Genomic DNA, 19,874 nt, shown 5'->3' with positions numbered 1-19,874 from the left:
CAATAGTCCAGTCTAGATTGCTGAAAAAGGGAGTCGAACAGGCCGATATTTCTCTGATGGCACGATGCTTGCTAAAAATTAATTTTGGTTTCATCACGAAATAGCATCTTGTGCTCTCACTAGCTTATGACAGAGCACTCAATCGGTATAGATGAAATTGAAGAGACTTCTCGCTTTCGACGCTGCAATACTTTGATTCGATAAAAATGGGTCGAACGACGTTTCACCATATGCGATAGCACGTAGTGGCACAATTCCGCATGGCAGTTCCATTATGTTGACGGGCATCTTTGCGCAAGATGTCAAAGCTAAGCTACCATTTTCAACTGGCACCGATAGCTGGAGTCAGCCTTTCATCGCCTCTTGGCCTGCACTACAAGTTGCCAATACGCCGAATCTAGCTTCATCACCGCTGACTTTTTCTCCTAGCATGGGCGCGTCTGCGCTGTTGACGCCGCACGATGGCTCGACTGGGGACCACTCTACCTGGACGAAACAACATTCGCCCAACTAGAACCGTCAGCGCGAATAAACAATTCGACTCCGATCTTCAAAGTTGGCACATTCGGGATTTTTATATCACCTAGTCAGCGCCCAGGATGAGCTTTGATCACATCGGTATTTGCCATTGCCTCCAGCGCAAGCAGGGTGACTATCGCTAAAACTTTGCGAGGAAAATATTTCATGTATGTACTTTATCAATGATTGTCTCTAAAAATGTTTATAAAAATTGACCGTGGTAACAGACCACACCCATGGTCATTTTCACAGGAATTGAAGGCTAAGACGCGGCAAGCAAAACAACCCGGCCATTCGGTCCATCGAGCCATACCTCATCGCCATTTTTCAAGAGCTTGGCAATGCCGGGCACATTCACCACGCTAGGAATGCCGAGCTCACGCGCCACGATCGCCGTGTGCGAGAGATAGCCCCCTGTTTCCACGATCATCGCGCCCGCTTTTAAAAAGACTGGCAACCAACTTGGATCCGTGCTCATCGCCACGACAACGTCACCTTGTTGCATCGCTCCAATTTCGCTGGGGGATTCGAGAAACACGACTTTGCCTCGATAACTACTCATGCTGACAGCGATACCTTGCCACTGAAAAAAGCCTTCTTGAGACTTTACGGAAACCACATTAGCGGGCTCTTGTGATTGCGAATCTGCACTTTGTCTAGCGACGTTGTGCACATCTTGCAGCACTACGTCGGGCACTGCAATTTGCTCCCATCGTTCAATTTTTCTCTTGCGATCAACGATTCGATTCTGCAAGGCATAGGCCGGTAAATCACCAATACACGCCGATTCAATTTCAGCATAATCGAGATGAAAAATATCAACCGGCGCTGCAATTTTTTCTTGTTCCGTTAAGCGCCTGCCAATTTCTAACATGAGCGCTCGCGAACGCGCATGGACTAGCGCAAAGTGGCTACGTGCAAACTCACGCTGATTGCACTCTATTTTTGCTTGTCTTTGTAACTGACGGATAAGAATGCGCTGGAAGAAATGGCACCTCTCTCCTAGCCTAGTCCAAGCCCATTCGATCTGTTGTCGCTGTCTTTGCTCGAGCACACCAATATCAGCATCGACCAGATTGATGATGGCCAAATGCAGATTTTCGGTTTGTTCCCGCCAACTTGGTCTAGAGAGATAGGATTCATAGTTGCCTCGGTGGCCGTATTTATCCAAAAATTCAACGTACGCTTGCTTAAATGCAGGAGTACATAGTGCGTCATCAATTTCACATGGTGTGCTTGCTTCTTCGGATGTCAAAAATCGCATAGCAATCTGATCCTGCGCAGCTAACTTAGCCAGTTGTATCAAATCTAAACCTTGTTGTGCACTGATGCTTTTTTCGCCTTCTGTCATCAATGCGGCAACTATCGCTTTTGATTCATCACCGCATAATTTGTCGATCAACTTTTGCAACTGGATCAGAGTTCCGCTCGCGCCCTGCATCAGACACATACCTTGAAATTGACGATAAGTGTGCCGAGCGCGGTCACCGAGTTCCTCTAGCAATTCGCGAATTTCTAACAGACTCAAATCTTGCTGCCGCCATACGATAGCATTGACAGCGACATCGCTTGCTTCGCGCAAACCGCGGCGGCGATATGCGGGAAAGCGAACAAACGCCAGAAGAAAATTTCGTGCAACCCGTAGTCGGTTATGCCAATTACGGGAAGGTAATGTGATTGCGGGTTGATGCCCCCCAAAAATAAAATTGACGTCGTCGGGTCGCAGATCAAAGTGTTGAAAGAGTTCCCATTGGATAGCAGAAACATTCAGATACAAACGTCCATCAAATAATCTGGCTCGTTGTAGTCCCTCAAGCACTTGAATGCCAAGAACGCGCGGCGCTAGGGTCAACATCTCATTGATCGCACACAACATGGGTTCTAATTCACTCGCTTTCATTGGAAATGGAAAAATTTCTTTCGTGTTTCCATTCGTCCAAATTAACTTTTGCGTCCGCAATTGTGGGTAGGTGAATGAACTCCTTGCACTTATCGGTCGTGCCTGAACCAAGAAAAATTGCTCTCCATCAAAAACCCATTCGATATCAAGAAACGCTTGTGCATAATCGAACGCCTTGGCAGCACGCATCGCGAGTTGCGCCAACTGTATCGCTTTCGTATCGTTCAAAATGTAAGGACGATCTGCCTCATTTTTAGTGTCTTTTCCAGAACGATCATTACCCAACATTTGCATCACAGACGAACCCTTAAGACGCCTGCCAACAACACGCCAATCCTGACAGGACCAGTCACGCTGAATGATCACGTCCTCACCACTCACTTTACCCGTTACTAATTCATCTGCTAAGCCATAAACGCTGCTGATCAGCAGACGATCTTCTCTGCCATCGCGAGGATCGCAAGTAAACGCCACGCCAGCAGCAATACTATCGACCATGGGCATCACAATCACCGCCATACTTGCGTCGTCATGACGACATTGGATACTTTCTCGATAGGCGCACGCTTGCAATGTCCACAATGAGGCAATCACTTGAAGGATTGCCGATTCCAGTGCGTCATTACCAACTACATTGAGTTCACTGCGATAAATGCCGGCGAATGAATGTTGCTTTCCGTCTTCCCCGATGGCAGAGGAACGAACGGCTAGTACTTGGTCATGCCAGTTTTTTGAAGTAAGGAAGCCATACAAACAAGCACGAAAATCTGCACGAAGACGCAAGCCCCAAATTCGCAAGCGAATCCTTTGAAGCTTTTTTTCTACCTCTTCATTCGTTCCTTCGCGCGCATATTGCGAACAAACAGCAATCGCACTTTGCCACAACAAATCGGGTATCAAGGAACGACAAATCGGCGCTGGAATAACGAAGCTAGGAGGAACAGGTAAGCCATATCGACTCAACAAGGCTAATTGAGCGGCTTTGCCGCCGATGAGCGCATCTACACCTTCATTTTGTTCCATGCCTATTTGATGACAGTCAAGAAAACAGCGTGCCTCGCTCATGGCCGATAATCTCATGTCAAAGCTCCAGCTTGTATTTCGCAATCTGCTGATGCCAAAGGTTTGCCATCGCGGGGCAGCCGTTCTCGCTGCTTGCCATACGGGTAGGCGCTTCGTTCACAAATAGCTGGATAACGATGCAAATGATCGACCACCCACCAATTTGTATTAAGTTGGCGACTTGATTTTGAAATACACACGGTCATGAGAGATAACGAATAAATACGGCGTTTGATGAAATCGACTTGACGCAATATTAATATTTAGCCATCGCACCGCCAATCCGGAAATCTGCTTATCTCATATAGGAGATTGTCGTTGCATTTACAAATACTCGTCGTCTAAAAGACGATGTCACCCAATTTCAACGGCAAATCAGTAAAATAGGGCAAACTAAAATCGAATACCTAGATTAACTTTGTGCACAAACAAACCGTGCAACGTCCACTCGAGGTCACAACATGCAGTGCAAGAATTCAATAGAGGCACTAACGCCATTTTTACTCGAATTGTTTGACCAAAGTGAGCAGTTAATCGCCATCTTCGATAGTAATGACTTGCTTTGCTATGCTAATCGCGCATTTCAAGCCGCTTTTTTTGCCACACCAAATGGCGAGACAACATTTGCCGATATGATGCGTGCTAACTTCCACGCGACGCGCGGTTCAACTGTTAGTGACAATGATTTTGAAGTTTGGATCGCATCGGTTCTATCAAGAAGAGGCAAACAAGAATTCCGTGCATTCGAAGCCGATCTGACAGATGGCCGTTGGATCTGGATGACCGAAACCCTGCATGCCAACGGCGCGATGTTGTGTATCGCCAGTGATATAACTTGCCTGCGACAAGATGCCCGAGAATTAAGAATCGATAGAGACAAAGCTTTACGAGCATCGCAAACGGATGCATTAACAGGGATAAGCAATCGCGGGCATATTATGCAACTGCTCGACATCGCCATTCGCCAAGCAGCAAGCGATAAGAGACCCCTCTGCATCGCCTGCTTAGATCTCGATCACTTCAAGAAGATCAACGACCAATATGGGCATGACATTGGCGATCTCGTTATCCGTGACTTCGCACAACACCTACAAGCCTGCACCCGACGTGAGGATGGATGTGGTCGGATTGGCGGCGAAGAATTTCTATTGGTGCTACCAGATGTTTCGATCGATACGGCGAGCACCATCATCGATCGCCTACTAGAAACTGTCAGAAGTGCATATCCAGCCAAAGAGCATCCCACGCTGACGTATTCCTTTTCTGCCGGCATCGCGAGTCTGTGCACTGATGAGTCTTTGAGGAGCATCTTAAAACGTGCTGACATCGCACTCTATTCGGCAAAAAACCTAGGACGAGATCAATTCCAAATTGCGCCGTCTTGATCTTGTCAATACAAGTGAATCTGGATAATTTATCCCAAATTTGTTAGGTCACTAACGCCACTAAGTGGGCACCTTACATGTCGAATATCTAATTTTTGACATGTAAATGAGCATGGAAGATCAGCGCAAGTTCCCTCAAGCGAGCTTCGGAAGAATTTCTCAACAACCTGAAGTAACTTCTAAGCTCGACACACAAACGACGTTCACATCTTAAACTTGTCAATCCTTCTCCAATTGGCACGAAGCTTGCTGAAAAGGGATGACTGTTTCGCCATATGCTGAAACCGTACTATGTTCCACCTGCGTAGTTGTCTCTCGCTACTACATTCAGACGGCGTTGATGCGGGTGGTTGAAACACCGTTCTAGTCTATTGCTCCACCTTTCGAAAGTTGAACAAACTCAATCGAAAGATTTAAACATGTGATCAAAAATCAGTACCTAAGGAGACCTTCATCATGGCAATTCCGCAAAACCCCACACCACCATACCCAGAGTATACCGATGCGGTTCTAAACGAGCCGGCGAATTACGGCATCTTGGAACCATTCTTCGGGACCTGGGTCAATGTCAATCCCAACAACAATACCACTGGTTGGGGCTTACACACGACGTGCATGCCTTCGCCTGGAACCAATACCGAGACCATTTTCGGCGTTTTCCACTTCCTATGCGAAGACTATACGGAAGAGCTGACCTTCACCCCGGTCGCAGGCGGCGTACGTAATCGTGGCGGTACGAATGAACAATTCACCGGCGCGGTGGAATATCGACAAAGCGTGCAGCGCGTCAGTGATGGCGTCGGCATCCACGAAGAAGTAGGGATGTATTTGTGGGTTGACCAAATGTATAACCATGCAGCGACGGAAGAGTCCGTGATTGAAGACAATGGCTATCCACTGATTGCGATTGGCGCGGGTGCGAATGGACCTAATGACGTTCCACCGTATGCGATCGCACGTAGTGGTACGATTCCACACGGCAGTTCCATTATGTTGACTGGCAGCTTTGCGCAAGATGTTGAAGGTAAACCACCTTTCCCAACTGGCACGGCTAGCTGGAGTCAGCCTTTCATCACCTCTTGGCCGGCACTACAAGTTGCCAATGCGCCGAATCTTGCTTCATCACCGCTGGCTATTTCTCCGAGCATGGGTGCGTCTGCGCTGTTGACGCCACCCGATGGCTCGACTGCCGTGCCGCTCAACCTCGATGAACCAGCACCCGCATGGGCATTTGATAAATCACTACCAGTGACGCAACCGGACAGCAACCTCACTTATTTCCAGCGCATCGTCGCAGATTCGCACTACCCATATTCAGTGCGTCCAGACTTGCGTTTGCGTGATGCGATCAAAGATCAAAACATCAGCAAATACACACTGATACAATTGACCAGCAAACACGATGGCGGCCCGCAAGGCGGGATTTTGAATATTCCTTTCGTCAAAAAATTTGCCGATGTGACGGAGATGAGTTTGAACATGTGGCTGGAAACCGTGATTGAAGATGGTCAAGAAGTTCTGCAACTGCAGTACGAACAAATCATCTTCTTCGAATTTATGGTGGGTTCGAATGGACAAACCACGCGTTGGCCGCATATACAGATTAATACGCTGCGTAAAAAAACTGCTTGCTAAGCGAAAAAATTTGCTCTCTCATCGTTGGGAGGGCAAATGCTTCTTAAGCCGCAGTAAAACAAGACACTCGGTTACGTCCTAATTGTTTAGCGTTGTACATCGCTTGGTCTGCCCGGCGCTGAATCGCTGCCATATTCTCACCAACTTGGTCTGCGGTGGCAATGCCAATACTGGCGGTGATTCTAATTCTCTGCGTGGCGATTTGTGGCATCAGGTTTTCAATCTCACCACGCATGTGTTCGGCGAGTTTAATCGCGCCGACTAAATCCGTATCGGGTAAAAACACCGAAAACTCTTCACCACCAATGCGTCCGACAGCATCGCTCTGTCGTAGCATCTGCAACATTGTTTTGCTCACTGCTTTCAAAACAATGTCTCCCGCTTCGTGTCCATACGTATCGTTAACTTTCTTAAAATGATCAAGATCAACAAACAGCACCGAACATGGCTGATGGTTTCTTTGTGCTAAATGAATTAGTTGATCACAGGTAGCGTAATACGCCCCCGCATTCAATAAATCAGTCAACGGGTCATGACTAGCGAGATGCCGCAAGCGTTGGTTTGATTCACGCATGCGGACAAAATAAGACATCGAGCGAGCGCCATAAACGTGAAAGAAAGTTCCTAAATAAAACAAGGCAACCAACAAGGTTGCCATCGCATTGATGGAGTAAGGCTGTGGCAAATAGGGATTGCCAAATGCCAAACCAAGCATGGTCGCTAGGGTGATCAATAAGCCCGCTCGCTGCCCAAGCAGAATATAGACGCCAGGGAGATTAGCAAAAAACCAAATCACACGCATTTCGTCAGCTGAAACCATATACAAAGCAGAGATATATTCGGCCATGCAAACGCACTCATAAAGCCATGCCAACTTCAAAAGCAAATGTGGTCGTCCGCGTAAAACCAGCCACAACAGCAAACTGAGCGACATAAATATCGCCATCGACACTACATGAAGCGTATCGATTGTATTAACACCCGTCGCAACGCCAAGCAAAAGCAAGCCTGTTACGACGGCACCAGCGAGCATGAGAATGGTAAGGAACCTAAATTGAAAGGCAAGATACTCTTCGCCTTCCAAAAAATTGACATCTCCATAGAGTACTTGTCTCAATGTTGGCATCCTCAATTCCTCATCAATTTCGCAAACCAGATCGTCTTAAGCCTTACTTCTTATGATACGCCCAAGATGAATAGCGATATATGTATCAAGAAGATTTCGCAACACTTTGAGGTACTGTTTGATGCTGGCACAAAACGTAATGCCTACACATCCTCAGACAAACTCATACTTCGGATAAACATCAATTACTCAGGAATACTTTAAAAATTACATCGCAGGCTGCGCTGACAACGACGCTGGAACATGTTCGGCTACTTGCATACGTTTCCAACGCAATTCCAAAGCAGCGATACTCACCACATACATCGCCACCACAATCACCGGTTGCAATACAAAACTGTGTTCGGGATACATGACCCAAGCCAAGGTGCATAAAACGGTACGAACGACGGCATGGAAAATACAGACCCAGTGCTTGATTAATACACCGATCGGCAACCACATCAAACCCGTCAGAATTGCCACCGCAAAGGGCAAACTACGATAGTTTTCTAAGAAGAATGGAATTGCTAAGGCGTAGCATAAGAAGCACATTGCAACCGCAGACAAAAACAGCGTATCAAAGAAATTGCGGTTTTTGTTCGACTTAAATTTCACTTGCTCACCAGTCAGCTTAGCCAAGAACATCGCCAAATAAACGATGCTGCCGGTACCGATGAACACTGCCAAGACTTGCGCTCTCGGGCTAAGAAAGGCACCCGTAAAAATCAATGCGAACCAAACTAGCATACCCGCCAATGGCATTGCCAAAAAACGACGTTGACGAAACTCGACCAATTGTTGATCCAATGAAATCGATACAGTTGAAGACACTGATGATGTTGACATGATGAACTCCCTCTCAAAATTTCTGCAATCCAATTGAAGCAGCGATGGAGACATCATGAAGCAAGCGCCATTATCTGCGTAGTAGCGTTTGTCATCACTTCACATGACATTTGTCACCCCCATTCTTAAATCAATCAGACGAAGTGTTTGAATGGTACAAGGCAGGGTAAAAATTTGAATATTTGTGTTTTGAAAAATGTCATCCGAATCTGAACGCCCGTCAAAGCATGCTTTGACTCCCCAGCTTCTCCCTCTCGCGGGAGAAGGGCGTATCAAACCAAAACTGTCAAGAATATTACTCCGGACAGTAGTGGGATCAAAACTGGCATGACGCTAAAGGGGTTCAGTTTGGCTCAAAAAGTGGTCGTTTCACGACAGCTGAATGGCTACAGAATATCTTCATCTCGAAAGTATCAGTAAATCGTTACCGATCGCAAAAAAAACGCCAGCCGTCTGCCGTCTTGGAACTGGGGTGTCTTCGAAGGTTGATGTGGATATTCATGGCGTAAACCAATGCGCAACGCCGTACTGGATGGAACGAAAGAAATTGTCGGTGTTTCGGCAAGATCGTACCAACCCAGATCACGCCCATTGATACTAATCCGTGTACGGCGGTTTCCTTCAAAATAATGTCCGATCAACTTAATCCCTTTGACTTGTTTCGATGCTGCTACAGGCAAGGTGATCAGTGATTCTTCACCATCGGACCAAACGCCGTTCCTTACGCCGCCGCCATGCTCAACACCACTCCAGCCTGAATTAAATGCGATCAGATTACTCTGTGAAAAAGCCTCAGAAGTGATCGTTTGTTCTGTCACACAGGCAATTTCACCATTCAAATACCGCCAACCACCACCGGCAGAAACCATTCCTATGCTTGGATCCAACGCGAGTGCGCCACACAAATGACGGTCAGATGCGCTGCTTTGAGCATGGAACAACACTTTCTTACGTCCACCAGCACCTTCAAAAATAAAATATCGATCCACCGCGAGTTCAATGCCATCTTGATGCTGGGTCCGTTCAGCAAAAACTTCCGGCACGGGATTATAAAGATTGGGCGCGTACCGCAACAAGATTCGAGCAAGTGGACTGTGCTTAATCTCGTTGTAGCTAAAGGCGCTGATCGTGCAAAGCAATTGTAAGAACAAAGTCAGCTGTAACAGTTGACGCTGAGCCTTTCTATTTTCGTGCAATAGATAAAAGAAGGCAAAAAGGAGGGGCATGCCACCCCAAAATGCATAACGCATCATCCCTATCGCACCAGAATTCCAATTACCGGTGGTTAACGCCGGCACTGCCAGCGCCATCGAAAACAGGATCGCCACCAACAGTACCAGCACTTCTTTGAATTTTTCTTTACCAGCTAGAAAGGTGATACCAAGCATCAACAAGATCGCCAACCAAATACCAAATTGGCCGACGATCATGCCCTGACTAAAATCGAAGAAGAGCGAAAAAAATCTTTGCCAGCTCATTAAATCAGGACTGGTGGCAACTTTAACGATGATGTTGGGAACAGAGAACGCCCAATAATTAAACCCTACCGTACTGACAATGCCCAAAGTTCCGAGTCCAAGCGCTAATACCATCCGGACAGAAAACTGTTTGCTGACATTCACAAAAAAAGACAAATCTGCTTGATAGCTGATTACAAAACGGCATAAAGGTAAAAACGCCAATGCCAAAATAATGGGTGGGTTCTGCATGGCAGCCAGAGCAATCAATACACACGCTGAAAAATAGCGCCCTCTCACATAAAACAATATCGCTGCACACAAAGCAGCGGCACTCATCGTCTCTGGTCCACTCCAGTACAAATAATTGATGCCGCCGCAAAGAAAGTAACAGACCAAACCCAGCGTGGCCTTTCGGGCAGAGTCAAAAAATTGAAACAGGCTGATACCTAGTATGAAAATAAAACTCAGATTCACCAGCAAAAAGCTTTCGAAAGGATTGGTCCCTACTGCTTGTAATACCTTAAAAGGCAGCACCGCCAAGGCCGAATAAGCAAAGAAATGGATCGCATACACTTTATTGTCTCGTCCAAGAAAAAATCCTGGCTTAGGCACTTCTCTTCCTGCAGCAATACCATCGGCGGTCAACTGCAAATAAGCTCTATGCTTAGGCATGAGCGCTTGCGCTTTCTGCACATCGTCTAGCCTGATATCAGGTGACAGATGGCTAGCCAGTGCGACTGTCATTAAGGCGTATTCGTCAATATCACCTCGCATAGAAGTCCGCTTCACTACGAATAAAAACAAAAGGACAAGCAACAAAACGATAGAAAATCTTTGCAGCGAGGTGTATTGAGAAAAATGCTTAGTCATCGTTAGATCAGTAAATGTAGAAATAAGTGGGAGCCATAATTGCTTTGCGCTGTGGATTCAGAGCTGGCGATAACCAGCATTCTTTTATGCAATACATCAATTGCATGTTGAGTAATTTTTGTACCTAAGCAATGACTCTTAGTTCACGCAAGACCGTCGCCCAAGTCGCCGTCGCCGGGTCTATCAAAGCAAAATGTCCGCAGTCGGGCAGTGACATCATGCGCGTGTTTGGAAAAGCCGCACAATACGAGGCAGCAACAGCAGGCGGCACAATCTCATCGTCGTCGCCCTGTAGGATGGTCACCGCCATCGCCGGAGCGGGCAAACACATGGGATTGACATCCGCACGATGCACGGGGTCTTGTCCCAAAAAGCGCTGAACCGCACCATCACCTAAATTCAAAGCATGTGCCATCTGCAAATCTGCCGCGGGGGCCAAAGCTAACACGCCGAGTAAAGCGACGGGCAATTCAAGCTGAGCACAACACACAGCCGCCCATAGCGCTAAATGCCCACCGGCTGAATGTCCGATTAAGATCACGCGGCCATTATGGCGCTGCACCTGCGCTGGCAAAACTTGTAAAGCGGTCGCGATATCATCCAGCGTTACATCAGGGTCACCCGATACGCGACGATATTCCAACGTCAAGGTTGTCCAACCCGCTTCAGCCAAAGCAGATGACATCGCTTCTGCATGGGTGCGATCATATTCTGGCTTCCAAAAACCGCCGTGAATTAAAACCAGCAATGGAAGTTCGCTACCTTGACCACCATAACGAATATCAGCGAGCTGATCGGCGTCATCGCCGTAGCTTAGGCTTAAATCAGGAGGGTTCGCCTTACGGCTAAGAATGGATAAGTCTTCAGACATAGTGATTTGAACTGTATGAGCGTCTTCTGAGATGATAAGAAAGTTAAAACGACTAACATGACGACGAGAATTATAGACGTTTAAACTCTCAATCGTTTCATGATCTTAGCAAGCATGTCGCCCTATTTCCGCGCGATCAGATACTTGCAATCATCAATCAAGCCTTGTAATTTCTTGTGTGCATGCGCCTTCTGCTCCTGCGAGGATGTGCGAATGATGTCGGTCATCAACTGTTGTATCGATACGCGTGAAGCTTCCGCTTGTGTGCGCTGTGCCGTCTGTTCTGAAGGTTCATAATTGGCTAGGATCGCTCGCTGCACCATTGCCTGCGCTACGTCACGGCTTGGCTTCTCATTCTGGATTTGCGTCAGCAACTGTAAAACAGCACGTTGACGCGCAATGCTGTCTTCTAGCCATTGCGCATAATTTGGTGGATGTTTCTCGAGATACCGCGCAATGATCGCTTCTTGTGTTCGGCTAACGCTACCGAGCCAATCATCAGCTTGTTTCTCGACCTTTTTAAAGCGTGCCTTGGCTTGCTTTTCTAGCGTGAGATCCAAATATTTATCACGAAAATCTTCGTTGTTCTTCTCAAATTTACGCACCAAATGCGCCTTTTGTGACGCATCCATCGCGAGTGCAAAACCAGTCAACTCTGGTAACGCCTTCAGCAATCCAGAAAGAATGAACGTAAAAGACTTTCTAGTACAAACAACACTTTTTTGTGTTTCGTTTGATTTAGTGGTCGAAACCAACTATTTTTCATACTTCTCATCTAAAGGAAAGAGGAGTTTTGTCATGATGATTCTCAAACGTTTGAAACTATTTATCTTCTGCATGTTGATTGGACTAGCTTACAGCAACAATGCAGCGGCCTGTACCGCGATCAATAGCCTTCCATTTGCCATTACGACACCTGGACAATACTGTTTGACTAGCGATCTCCAATCAAGCGCCGCTAATGGTATCCAAATTAGTATCGGAGCAAGTAACGTCACGCTCAATCTAGGGGGATTTTCGTTGAAATGTGTCGCCGGACAAAACGCGATCATGGGTTCGCAATCCGTCAGCAATGTCAGCATCGAAAACGGCAGTGTGCGTGATTGTAACTATGCTGTTGCTCTAAGTGCCTGTACCAGCTGCTCGGTGAAAAATATTAACGCAATCAATAATGCTGTAGGCATATCGGTTGGCGGTTTTGCTGCCATAGTCGAACACAATCAAATACGCAACGACAATCCAAATTCAGGTACATCGATTTTGGTAAACGCGAATGCATCACTGATAGACGGCAATCACATTAGTGGTTCGATCACGGGTATTGTAAACCGTGGCAAAGGTAATATCTTCCGCGGTAACAGCTTCAGCATGTGTCAAACTGCAATGCGATTAGATGTTCGCGCGACTTATCAAGACAATCTCACACAATTGTGTTCAACGACATTTACAGGAACTGAGCTGGCTACCAGTACGAATGCAGGTGGAAACTTCTAATCTGATTTCACGTTTAAAAACAATGTAAGTCACACGAGGTTCTCGTAGGATAGGCACAGAAATCATACCTATCCTGCGAGGAAGTCAACCCAGAGTACGTAGCTCACGCAAAACTATCTCCCACGCTTCAGTTGCCGGATCCATCAAATCAAAGTGACCACAATTCGCTAAAGAGACCAAACGCGTGCGCGGAAACGCTGCGCAGTACGAAGCTGCGACTGATGGCGGCACGATCGCATCATCGTCGCCTTGCAATATCGTTACTGGGAGTACTAGTGCGGACAAAAGCAGATGACATGGGTTCTGCGTGGGCGCAATCCTATTTCAGCAAATTCAACAAATAAGTCAGCACCGATTACAGATTTATTCGTGCTGTCTCATTTGATGAGTTTTCATTATCACGACTAAAAAATCTTTACCACTTTGCCGTGTATTCGCCATTCTCTTGCAATCATTGAACATCAGACGCTTTTCAATTCCTTCCTGCCATCACACCACCATCCACGTCCCATACAGCTCCAGTAACCCAAGCAGCCTCATCGCTAAGCAAGAAGGCAATAGCACTTGCGACATCATGTGGTTGGCCAACCCGTCCGATTGGGTGAAAACTGTTCAAACCTACCATCGCGCCATCAATCTGATCGGCAGGGATAAAGCCTTGATAGATCGGTGTTTGGACAACCGCAGGTGACACTGCATTCACTCGAATATGGTGCTCTGCCAATTCCATCGCCAGATGTTGCGTTAAAGAATGCAGTCCTGCCTTTGCCATAGAATACGCGGAAGACGGTGTGATTTTGATCGCCTGTTTCGCCCACATCGAGCCAATGTTCACTATCGCACCACCACCGTGTTTGATCATGTTGCGAGCGACTGCTTGGGTGATGAAAAAACTAGCCTCGTTCAAATCCATGTAAGCGCGATAATCACTACGCTGATGCGATAAGAAAGCCAAAGGTTTAAATGTACCAGCAGCATTGATCAAATAGTCAATCGGCGTCGCTTTCTCGTCGATGTGCGCAATGAGACTGTCAACATCATCCTGACGATACAAATCCGCTTGTAGCGTATTAACCGTCACTGTCGGAGCTAATTCCAATAGCTTGCGTTTCGCATCCGCAAGCTTGTCTGCCTGCTTGCCAACGATGCTGACATGGATGCCTTTCTTTACCAACTGCTCGGCGCTTGCCAAGCCCATGCCACTAGATCCGCCGATGATCAGCGCGTTTTTGGTTTGATGGTTTCTGGTGCTGTTGTTCATATCTATTCTCCAAACGAGTTAAACTGCGAGGCTTGCAGTATGGAGATGTGAAAACGTCTTGAAAAGTAAGCACAATTTGGTGCCATAGGTACTTTTAGGTACATCTTTATGAATACAAACGAAAAAATATTTTCCAGAAAATCGGCACCAGAACGTAGCGCGCGTATGGTCGAGGCAATTTACGGTTGCAAATGGTCGCTGACGGTTTACCAATTGCTGCAACATGGCAAGCAGCGACCCGGTGAAATGGTCAAAAGTGTCGAAGGCTTGACGACCAAAGTGCTCAACGAATGCTTGCGTAAGAATGTCGAATTTGGGATCCTACAAAAAAATGTTTATCCGGAAGTGCCGCCACGCGTGGAATACGCGGTAACGGATTTCGGCAAAAAATTTATGCGGATATTAGATGAGCTTGAGAAGCTGCAAGATGAAATACAAGCTGACAATTAAAACGATTTCTGAGTAATTTTATCGCTGGACTTACTGCTCATTCGAGACAGTCAAGCGGACACACACAATTGACATTTTCAATCTCACCATCGTATGAAAAGAAACGTAATTTTATTCGCCATGCTATTTTTGATTGGTACCCAAACTTCATCAATCGCATCGCCAACCGTGCGCTCACGCCATTTCGCTCCCGCGATCAAAACAACGGCAAATAATGCATCGACAGCGGACACAAACGCAGAAAAACGAATGGAAGTATTTGAAGCTATTGCACAAGACTTGCCCTGGTCTGCAAAGAGCTTACGTCAAGCCGCAATTATTTTTCAACACACGAATACCGAAAATGAACCTGATGACGGCGAAGACTACCGCTCCCAAGAAATGCATCTGTTCACTTTTTTTCTACTCAAGGAATTTGCTCGTTTAAACCACGACAAACCAAGTGCTCTTTTTGGCCCATATCGCTATTGCCGAGTGATGGGTCTTCCAATAGAACTCGATGTCAGCTGGATTGAAGATAGAAACTCGAAGGAACAGTCTATTGCACCAAATACCATCACTGATATTGAACGTATGCAGCGAGGTTTCCCATTCGCATTATTGGCTTCATATCGAAGTACAAATCAAGATCCACTACCTGATTCACTGCGTACAACAAATCGGGATCAAGAGATCAATCAGCTTTACACTGCAGACCAACAGACTCGCAGCCTGTTTAAAAAAGAAGAAATGATCTTTAACCGAACCATTGAACGTATCGGTGATAGCCAGCGCAGAGCGAGGTTGTATGAAATGATAGCCGACGATATTCTGTGGGATGCCAATACCCTACTCAATGCGGCGAAAGTATTAAATCAAACAAAAAGCACAATTCAACAAGGTGGTAAAACACGTTATCAACTTCAAGAGAATCATTTATTTGCGTTCTTCTTGGCGCGCCAAGCCTACATCAAAGGGGCGCATGATGGAGCAGCCTTAGTTGTAGATAGTCTTAACAAATTCCTGCGAGTCAGCAAAATGCCTGAGAATTTTGGATTGAGACTTATACAAGATGACTTTCCTCGCGTTTGCCAACGTGAAGACAAATTCAGCATTGAACAGTGGGGGAAATACGAGTTTCCATTTCACTTAGGCCGCGTCATCAAGCCACTTTGTCTAAGCAAATAAGACCTTTAATCTAACTCGTAATTTACTTGTAGCCCATCGAGCTTTCAAGATACTAAGTATCTAAAATTTGGCAACTTAAATCAAAGACCGCAACTCATGCAGAACCTGATTCCACGCTTCAGTTGCCGGATCAATCAAAGCGAAGTGACCGCAATGAGGCAGGGACACTAAGCGTGTGGCAGGAAACTCTGCGCAATACGAAGTGGCAATTGCTGGTGGCACGATCTCATCATCGTCGCCTTGCAGTATCGTCACCGCTATCGCCGGTGCTGGCAGTACCATAGGATTGATGTCAGAGCGATGCACGGGGTCTTGCCCTAGAAAACGCTGAACAGCGCCATCACCTAAATCTAACGCATACGCCATTTGCAAATCGGCCGCAGGTGCCAAAGCGAGTATGCTATGCAATTCAAGTTTGGCGCATTGTACCGCGGCCCATAGCGCTAAATGCCCACCGGCTGAATGTCCGATTAAGATCACGCGGCCATTATGGCGCTGCACCTGCGCTGGCAAAACTTTCAAAGCCGTCGCGATATCGTCTAGCGTTACATCCGGGTCACCCGATACGCGACGATATTCCAAAGTCAAGGTTGTCCAACCCGCTTCAGCCAAAGCGTACGACATCGCGGCTGCATGAGCACGGTCATATTCTGGTTTCCAAAAACCGCCATGGATGACAACAATCAATGGGAGTTCGCTGCCTTTACCACCATAACGAATATCAGCGATCTGATCAGATTGATCGCCGTAGCTTAGGCTTAAATCAGGTGGGTTCGCCTTACGGCTAAGAATGGATAAGTCTTCAGGCATAGTGATTTGAACTGTATGAGCGTTTTCTGAAATGACCAGAAAGTTATAACGACTAACATGACGATGAGAATTATAGACGTTTAGACCCTCAATCGTTTCATAATCGTAGCAATCATATCGCCCTATTTCCGCGCGATCAGATACCTGCAATCATCAATCCAGCCTTGTAATTTCTTATGCGCGTGCGCCTTTTGTTCCTGCGAGGATGTGCGAATGATGTCGGCCATCAACTGTTGTATCGATACGCGTGAAGCTTCCGCTTGTGTGCGCTGTGCCGTCTGTTCTGAAGGTTCATAATTGGCTAGGATCGCTCGCTGCACCATTGCCTGCGCTGCGTCACGGCTTGGCTTCTCATTCTGGATTTGCGTCAGCAACTGTAAGACAGTACGTTGACGCGCAATACTGTCTTCTAGCCATTGCGCATAATTTGGTGGATGTTTCTCGAGATACCGCGCAATGATCGCTTCTTGTGTTCGGCTAACGCTACCGAGCCAATCATCGGCTTGTTTCACGACCTTTTTAAAGCGTGCCTTGGCTTGCTTTTCTGGCGTCAAATCCAAATATTTATCTCGAAACTCGTCGTTGTTTTTTTCAAATTTACGCGCCAAATAGGTTTTTTGCGACTCCTCCATGGTGAGCACAAAATCCGTTAATTCTGGCAAGGCTTTAAGCAACGCAGCTTGCGAGAATTGCTCAACTTGGCGGAATCTCGCTTCAATTTCAACTAGGTCAGGATTCGCCATAAGCGTGGACTGCATTTGCGTCAATGCTTGCACATATTGCGGCAACTGCGTGCTACGGTGCCAGCTCAGTAGCTGCGCAATATCCTGCTTGATCTTGGTCTTTTGTGAAGAACGAAAATCCACATAACCGTCGAGCCACCAATATGCCAAGGTGTCTGCATTGGCATAGCCAAGGCGGGCTGTGCTGCAACTGCCTAGTAACGTTAGCAGCACCAACACGAGCAGCAGGCGCAGCAATCGATATCGACGCGCAATCCCATCCGTGGAACCAATTGAAATTTGCAGAAATGTTGTCGTCAAAGTGACCTCCCTATCTCAGCCAAAGATACACGAAATCGCTTCGGCGTGTACGCGGTCGATTTCTTTCTCAGAAAAACCGAGACGGCCCAACACTGACAAAGCTGGCTCACGGCCTAGCTTGACGAAATTTGCAGATCACGGGAAGACCATACCTCGCAGATTCTGCATGCTTTACCCATTTTGAATGCGATGCGATTTCGCTTAGCTATTTTGATTAAATAAATAAAAACAGGTTTTATGTTTGATAAAATTGCGTGCTTTTAGATTAACGAGTATAAGACAAGGTAGCGAGGTCTTCGTACTATCTGAACATACTCTGAGAACCTTCAATGAACCAAATCAAACTGCATTATCGACAATTCGGCGTTATCTTACTCGGCTTGTGCATGTCATCATGCGGCGGCAACGAAGAGACGCAAAATTCAGTGACGGGAACAGCTTGGGCAGCCTGCGCACCAAATGATGGCCCGGCTACCCGATTCGAATTTCCCGTTGCCAACCAACAAAGGCTGATTTTCGGTGTGAATCGCGAAGTTAATTCTGTAGTCGGACAATGGAACATTGGCAATGGTGACACGTCGAATGGATTAAGTGTCTTTCTTTGTCCAATGGACTCCTATAATTCCTGTACTCAAATTCAACAGGGTGTATTTCGTATAGAAAGTCGCATCGATAAAACGGTTAGTGGAAGCTGGCAGCTTGTTGATACCTTACCGTCTCTCAAAAATTCTAATTTCAAGGCGACTTTAACGTCAGTCTCCCAACCTATGTGCGGATAATCTATTTGGATACATAGCCGTTTTATGGAGACTACAAAACTTCATGCTAGATTTTCCCTCCCTTTATTCAGCAAGCCGGATCAATCGATCTGGCTTGCTTCGATCACAACATCCTATTTAAGTAGCTTGGCAGAGTTCACCAACTGCACCTCGTGCATCATCTCTAAATACGCATCAAAGTAAGGCTTATGCGAGGAACCAACCACCGATAAGACTTTGGCACCTGGATGATTGCCAAATGCACTGCGGATGTTCGCAACCATGCGGAGGTTACGTGTCTCCCACCATGCCACATATTGCCGTCCATAGAGTTCAGGCGTTGCGTTCTTTAGACCACCGCCAAAATCGGCGGCGATGAACGCACGCACTTTCGCTGGATTATTGTAGAAACGATATAGATTCAACAGATCTTGCGCTGAATCCAACTTGGCCTCCAATACTAACGACTCTTTTTTTTCAGGAATGTTGATCTGACTCCACATCGCTTGCAATGCATCTCCAAATTTGGGACCAGCTCTGTCGGTAATATCATCCGCGGTATGATCATCAGTCGCGTATACGCGTTCAAGACCAAGCCTTGCTGCCAACACCGCAGCAACTTCATAATTTTCATTCGACTTTGGCGATTCACGATTTAAAAATTTCAAATTACTCTCCGCGATGCCATCGAGCGCCTTGCGTTCATTCACATCGAGTCGCAACCATTGCACCAAAGCAGAGGCACGGTCATTCGCTGCTAAGAATACAGCAACTAGTCGACGTCGCTGCACAGCACTAGGTGCCGTTTCGGGATGCTGTCTCCAGCTCTTTAAGGTTGATTCAATCTCTACCAGCGCCTCTTGCAAACCTATTCCAATGGCGTTTTGCGCTGGCGTCGGATCCCAGCAATAGTCTTTAAAGACATCAGGATGCGTCACCGCATTAACGCGCACAAACTCACACTGTTCGCCAGACAGCGCTTCAATAGTAATGATATCGGGCTTATATTGTGCTAACCGATCCAGCAAACCAGACAAGTGCGCTCGATTCAATTTTTCGCCATAGGCACTCAAATGTGGTGACCCCAACACCAAAACTTGGGTTGCCTTACCATGCACCTCTTTTTTCCAAGTCCGAGGATCAAAGTCGGCAGTTTGGGCTTGTACGGAAGCGTGACAAAAACTAGCGAAGCAAACCAATGCCAACAGCGTTTTTTTCATGTTAAGTCTCCTTTA

Annotated in this window: 18 protein-coding genes; 7 read left to right on the top strand and 11 right to left on the bottom strand. The window is 46.6% G+C overall.

Annotation, left to right across the window (positions count from 1 at the left end; all coding sequences use genetic code 11):
* Positions 1 to 274: 274 nt before the first annotated feature.
* Positions 275 to 514 (top strand): hypothetical protein, encoded by a 240-nt coding sequence (locus H8K52_RS11250; RefSeq protein WP_186923000.1) that lies wholly within the window; start codon positions 275 to 277, stop codon positions 512 to 514.
* 267 nt (positions 515 to 781) lie between these two features.
* Here H8K52_RS11250 and H8K52_RS11245 read toward each other — a convergent pair whose 3' ends face one another.
* Positions 782 to 3,499, bottom strand: a complete 2,718-nt coding sequence (locus tag H8K52_RS11245; RefSeq protein ID WP_186922999.1) for a PEP/pyruvate-binding domain-containing protein — start codon at positions 3,497 to 3,499, stop codon at positions 782 to 784.
* Positions 3,500 to 3,942: 443 nt separating this feature from the next.
* Between H8K52_RS11245 and H8K52_RS11240 the strand changes: the two genes are divergently transcribed.
* Both H8K52_RS11240 and H8K52_RS11235 read left to right on the top strand, forming a co-directional pair.
* The gene (locus tag H8K52_RS11240) at positions 3,943 to 4,866 is read left to right on the top strand and encodes a GGDEF domain-containing protein (protein ID WP_186922998.1); all 924 of its coding nucleotides are present in this window, start codon (positions 3,943 to 3,945) and stop codon (positions 4,864 to 4,866) included.
* A 456-nt stretch (positions 4,867 to 5,322) separates the two neighbouring features.
* Positions 5,323 to 6,501: a peroxidase, FMP-type gene (locus H8K52_RS11235; RefSeq protein WP_186922997.1), complete on the top strand. Its 1,179-nt coding sequence runs from the start codon at positions 5,323 to 5,325 to the stop codon at positions 6,499 to 6,501.
* 43 nt (positions 6,502 to 6,544) lie between these two features.
* Here the strand turns inward: H8K52_RS11235 and H8K52_RS11230 are convergent, their stop codons facing one another.
* From H8K52_RS11230 to H8K52_RS11210, 5 genes are all read right to left on the bottom strand, one after another.
* On the bottom strand, positions 6,545 to 7,627 hold the full coding sequence (locus tag H8K52_RS11230; protein WP_186922996.1) for a GGDEF domain-containing protein: 1,083 nt from the start codon (positions 7,625 to 7,627) through the stop codon (positions 6,545 to 6,547).
* A gap of 207 nt (positions 7,628 to 7,834) precedes the next feature.
* A complete protein-coding gene (locus H8K52_RS11225) occupies positions 7,835 to 8,455 on the bottom strand; it encodes a DUF7010 family protein (protein WP_186922995.1) in 621 nt (206 codons plus the stop codon).
* 413 nt (positions 8,456 to 8,868) lie between these two features.
* Positions 8,869 to 10,785, bottom strand: a complete 1,917-nt coding sequence (locus tag H8K52_RS11220; protein ID WP_186922994.1) for a glycosyltransferase family protein — start codon at positions 10,783 to 10,785, stop codon at positions 8,869 to 8,871.
* Positions 10,786 to 10,909: 124 nt separating this feature from the next.
* Positions 10,910 to 11,656 (bottom strand): alpha/beta hydrolase, encoded by a 747-nt coding sequence (locus H8K52_RS11215; RefSeq protein WP_186922993.1) that lies wholly within the window; start codon positions 11,654 to 11,656, stop codon positions 10,910 to 10,912.
* Positions 11,657 to 11,778: 122 nt separating this feature from the next.
* On the bottom strand, positions 11,779 to 12,330 hold the full coding sequence (locus H8K52_RS11210; RefSeq protein WP_222613760.1) for a DUF6279 family lipoprotein: 552 nt from the start codon (positions 12,328 to 12,330) through the stop codon (positions 11,779 to 11,781).
* A 124-nt stretch (positions 12,331 to 12,454) separates the two neighbouring features.
* Between H8K52_RS11210 and H8K52_RS11205 the strand changes: the two genes are divergently transcribed.
* Positions 12,455 to 13,150, top strand: coding sequence for a right-handed parallel beta-helix repeat-containing protein (locus tag H8K52_RS11205; RefSeq protein ID WP_186922991.1), 696 nt, complete (start codon positions 12,455 to 12,457; stop codon positions 13,148 to 13,150).
* 84 nt (positions 13,151 to 13,234) lie between these two features.
* Here H8K52_RS11205 and H8K52_RS11200 read toward each other — a convergent pair whose 3' ends face one another.
* Positions 13,235 to 13,468 (bottom strand): alpha/beta fold hydrolase, encoded by a 234-nt coding sequence (locus H8K52_RS11200; protein WP_343044188.1) that lies wholly within the window; start codon positions 13,466 to 13,468, stop codon positions 13,235 to 13,237.
* 154 nt (positions 13,469 to 13,622) lie between these two features.
* Complete coding sequence (locus H8K52_RS11195) at positions 13,623 to 14,411, bottom strand: SDR family NAD(P)-dependent oxidoreductase (protein WP_186922989.1); 789 nt, start codon at positions 14,409 to 14,411, stop codon at positions 13,623 to 13,625.
* Positions 14,412 to 14,519: 108 nt separating this feature from the next.
* Here H8K52_RS11195 and H8K52_RS11190 point away from each other — a divergent pair, with 108 nt between their 5' ends.
* Positions 14,520 to 14,861 (top strand): winged helix-turn-helix transcriptional regulator, encoded by a 342-nt coding sequence (locus H8K52_RS11190; RefSeq protein WP_186922988.1) that lies wholly within the window; start codon positions 14,520 to 14,522, stop codon positions 14,859 to 14,861.
* A gap of 249 nt (positions 14,862 to 15,110) precedes the next feature.
* Positions 15,111 to 16,028, top strand: a complete 918-nt coding sequence (locus tag H8K52_RS11185; RefSeq protein ID WP_186922987.1) for a hypothetical protein — start codon at positions 15,111 to 15,113, stop codon at positions 16,026 to 16,028.
* 75 nt (positions 16,029 to 16,103) lie between these two features.
* On the opposite strand, the gene H8K52_RS11180 is transcribed toward H8K52_RS11185, so the two are convergent.
* Both H8K52_RS11180 and H8K52_RS11175 read right to left on the bottom strand, forming a co-directional pair.
* Complete coding sequence (locus H8K52_RS11180) at positions 16,104 to 16,838, bottom strand: alpha/beta hydrolase (RefSeq protein WP_186922986.1); 735 nt, start codon at positions 16,836 to 16,838, stop codon at positions 16,104 to 16,106.
* Positions 16,839 to 16,960: 122 nt separating this feature from the next.
* Positions 16,961 to 17,881, bottom strand: coding sequence for a DUF6279 family lipoprotein (locus tag H8K52_RS11175; RefSeq protein ID WP_186922985.1), 921 nt, complete (start codon positions 17,879 to 17,881; stop codon positions 16,961 to 16,963).
* Between the two features lie 329 nt (positions 17,882 to 18,210).
* Here H8K52_RS11175 and H8K52_RS11170 point away from each other — a divergent pair, with 329 nt between their 5' ends.
* The gene (locus H8K52_RS11170) at positions 18,211 to 18,660 is read left to right on the top strand and encodes a hypothetical protein (protein ID WP_186922984.1); all 450 of its coding nucleotides are present in this window, start codon (positions 18,211 to 18,213) and stop codon (positions 18,658 to 18,660) included.
* A gap of 113 nt (positions 18,661 to 18,773) precedes the next feature.
* Here H8K52_RS11170 and H8K52_RS11165 read toward each other — a convergent pair whose 3' ends face one another.
* Positions 18,774 to 19,859: a DUF5694 domain-containing protein gene (locus H8K52_RS11165; protein ID WP_186922983.1), complete on the bottom strand. Its 1,086-nt coding sequence runs from the start codon at positions 19,857 to 19,859 to the stop codon at positions 18,774 to 18,776.
* Between the last annotated feature and the right edge of the window lie 15 nt (positions 19,860 to 19,874).

The organism is Affinundibacterium seohonense (assembly GCF_014284305.1).
In the GTDB taxonomy this organism is placed as follows: Bacteria; Pseudomonadota; Gammaproteobacteria; order Burkholderiales; family Burkholderiaceae_D; genus Undibacterium; species Undibacterium seohonense.
Note: the sequence above shows the minus strand (reverse complement) of the source record. Positions and strands in the feature narration are given on the sequence as shown.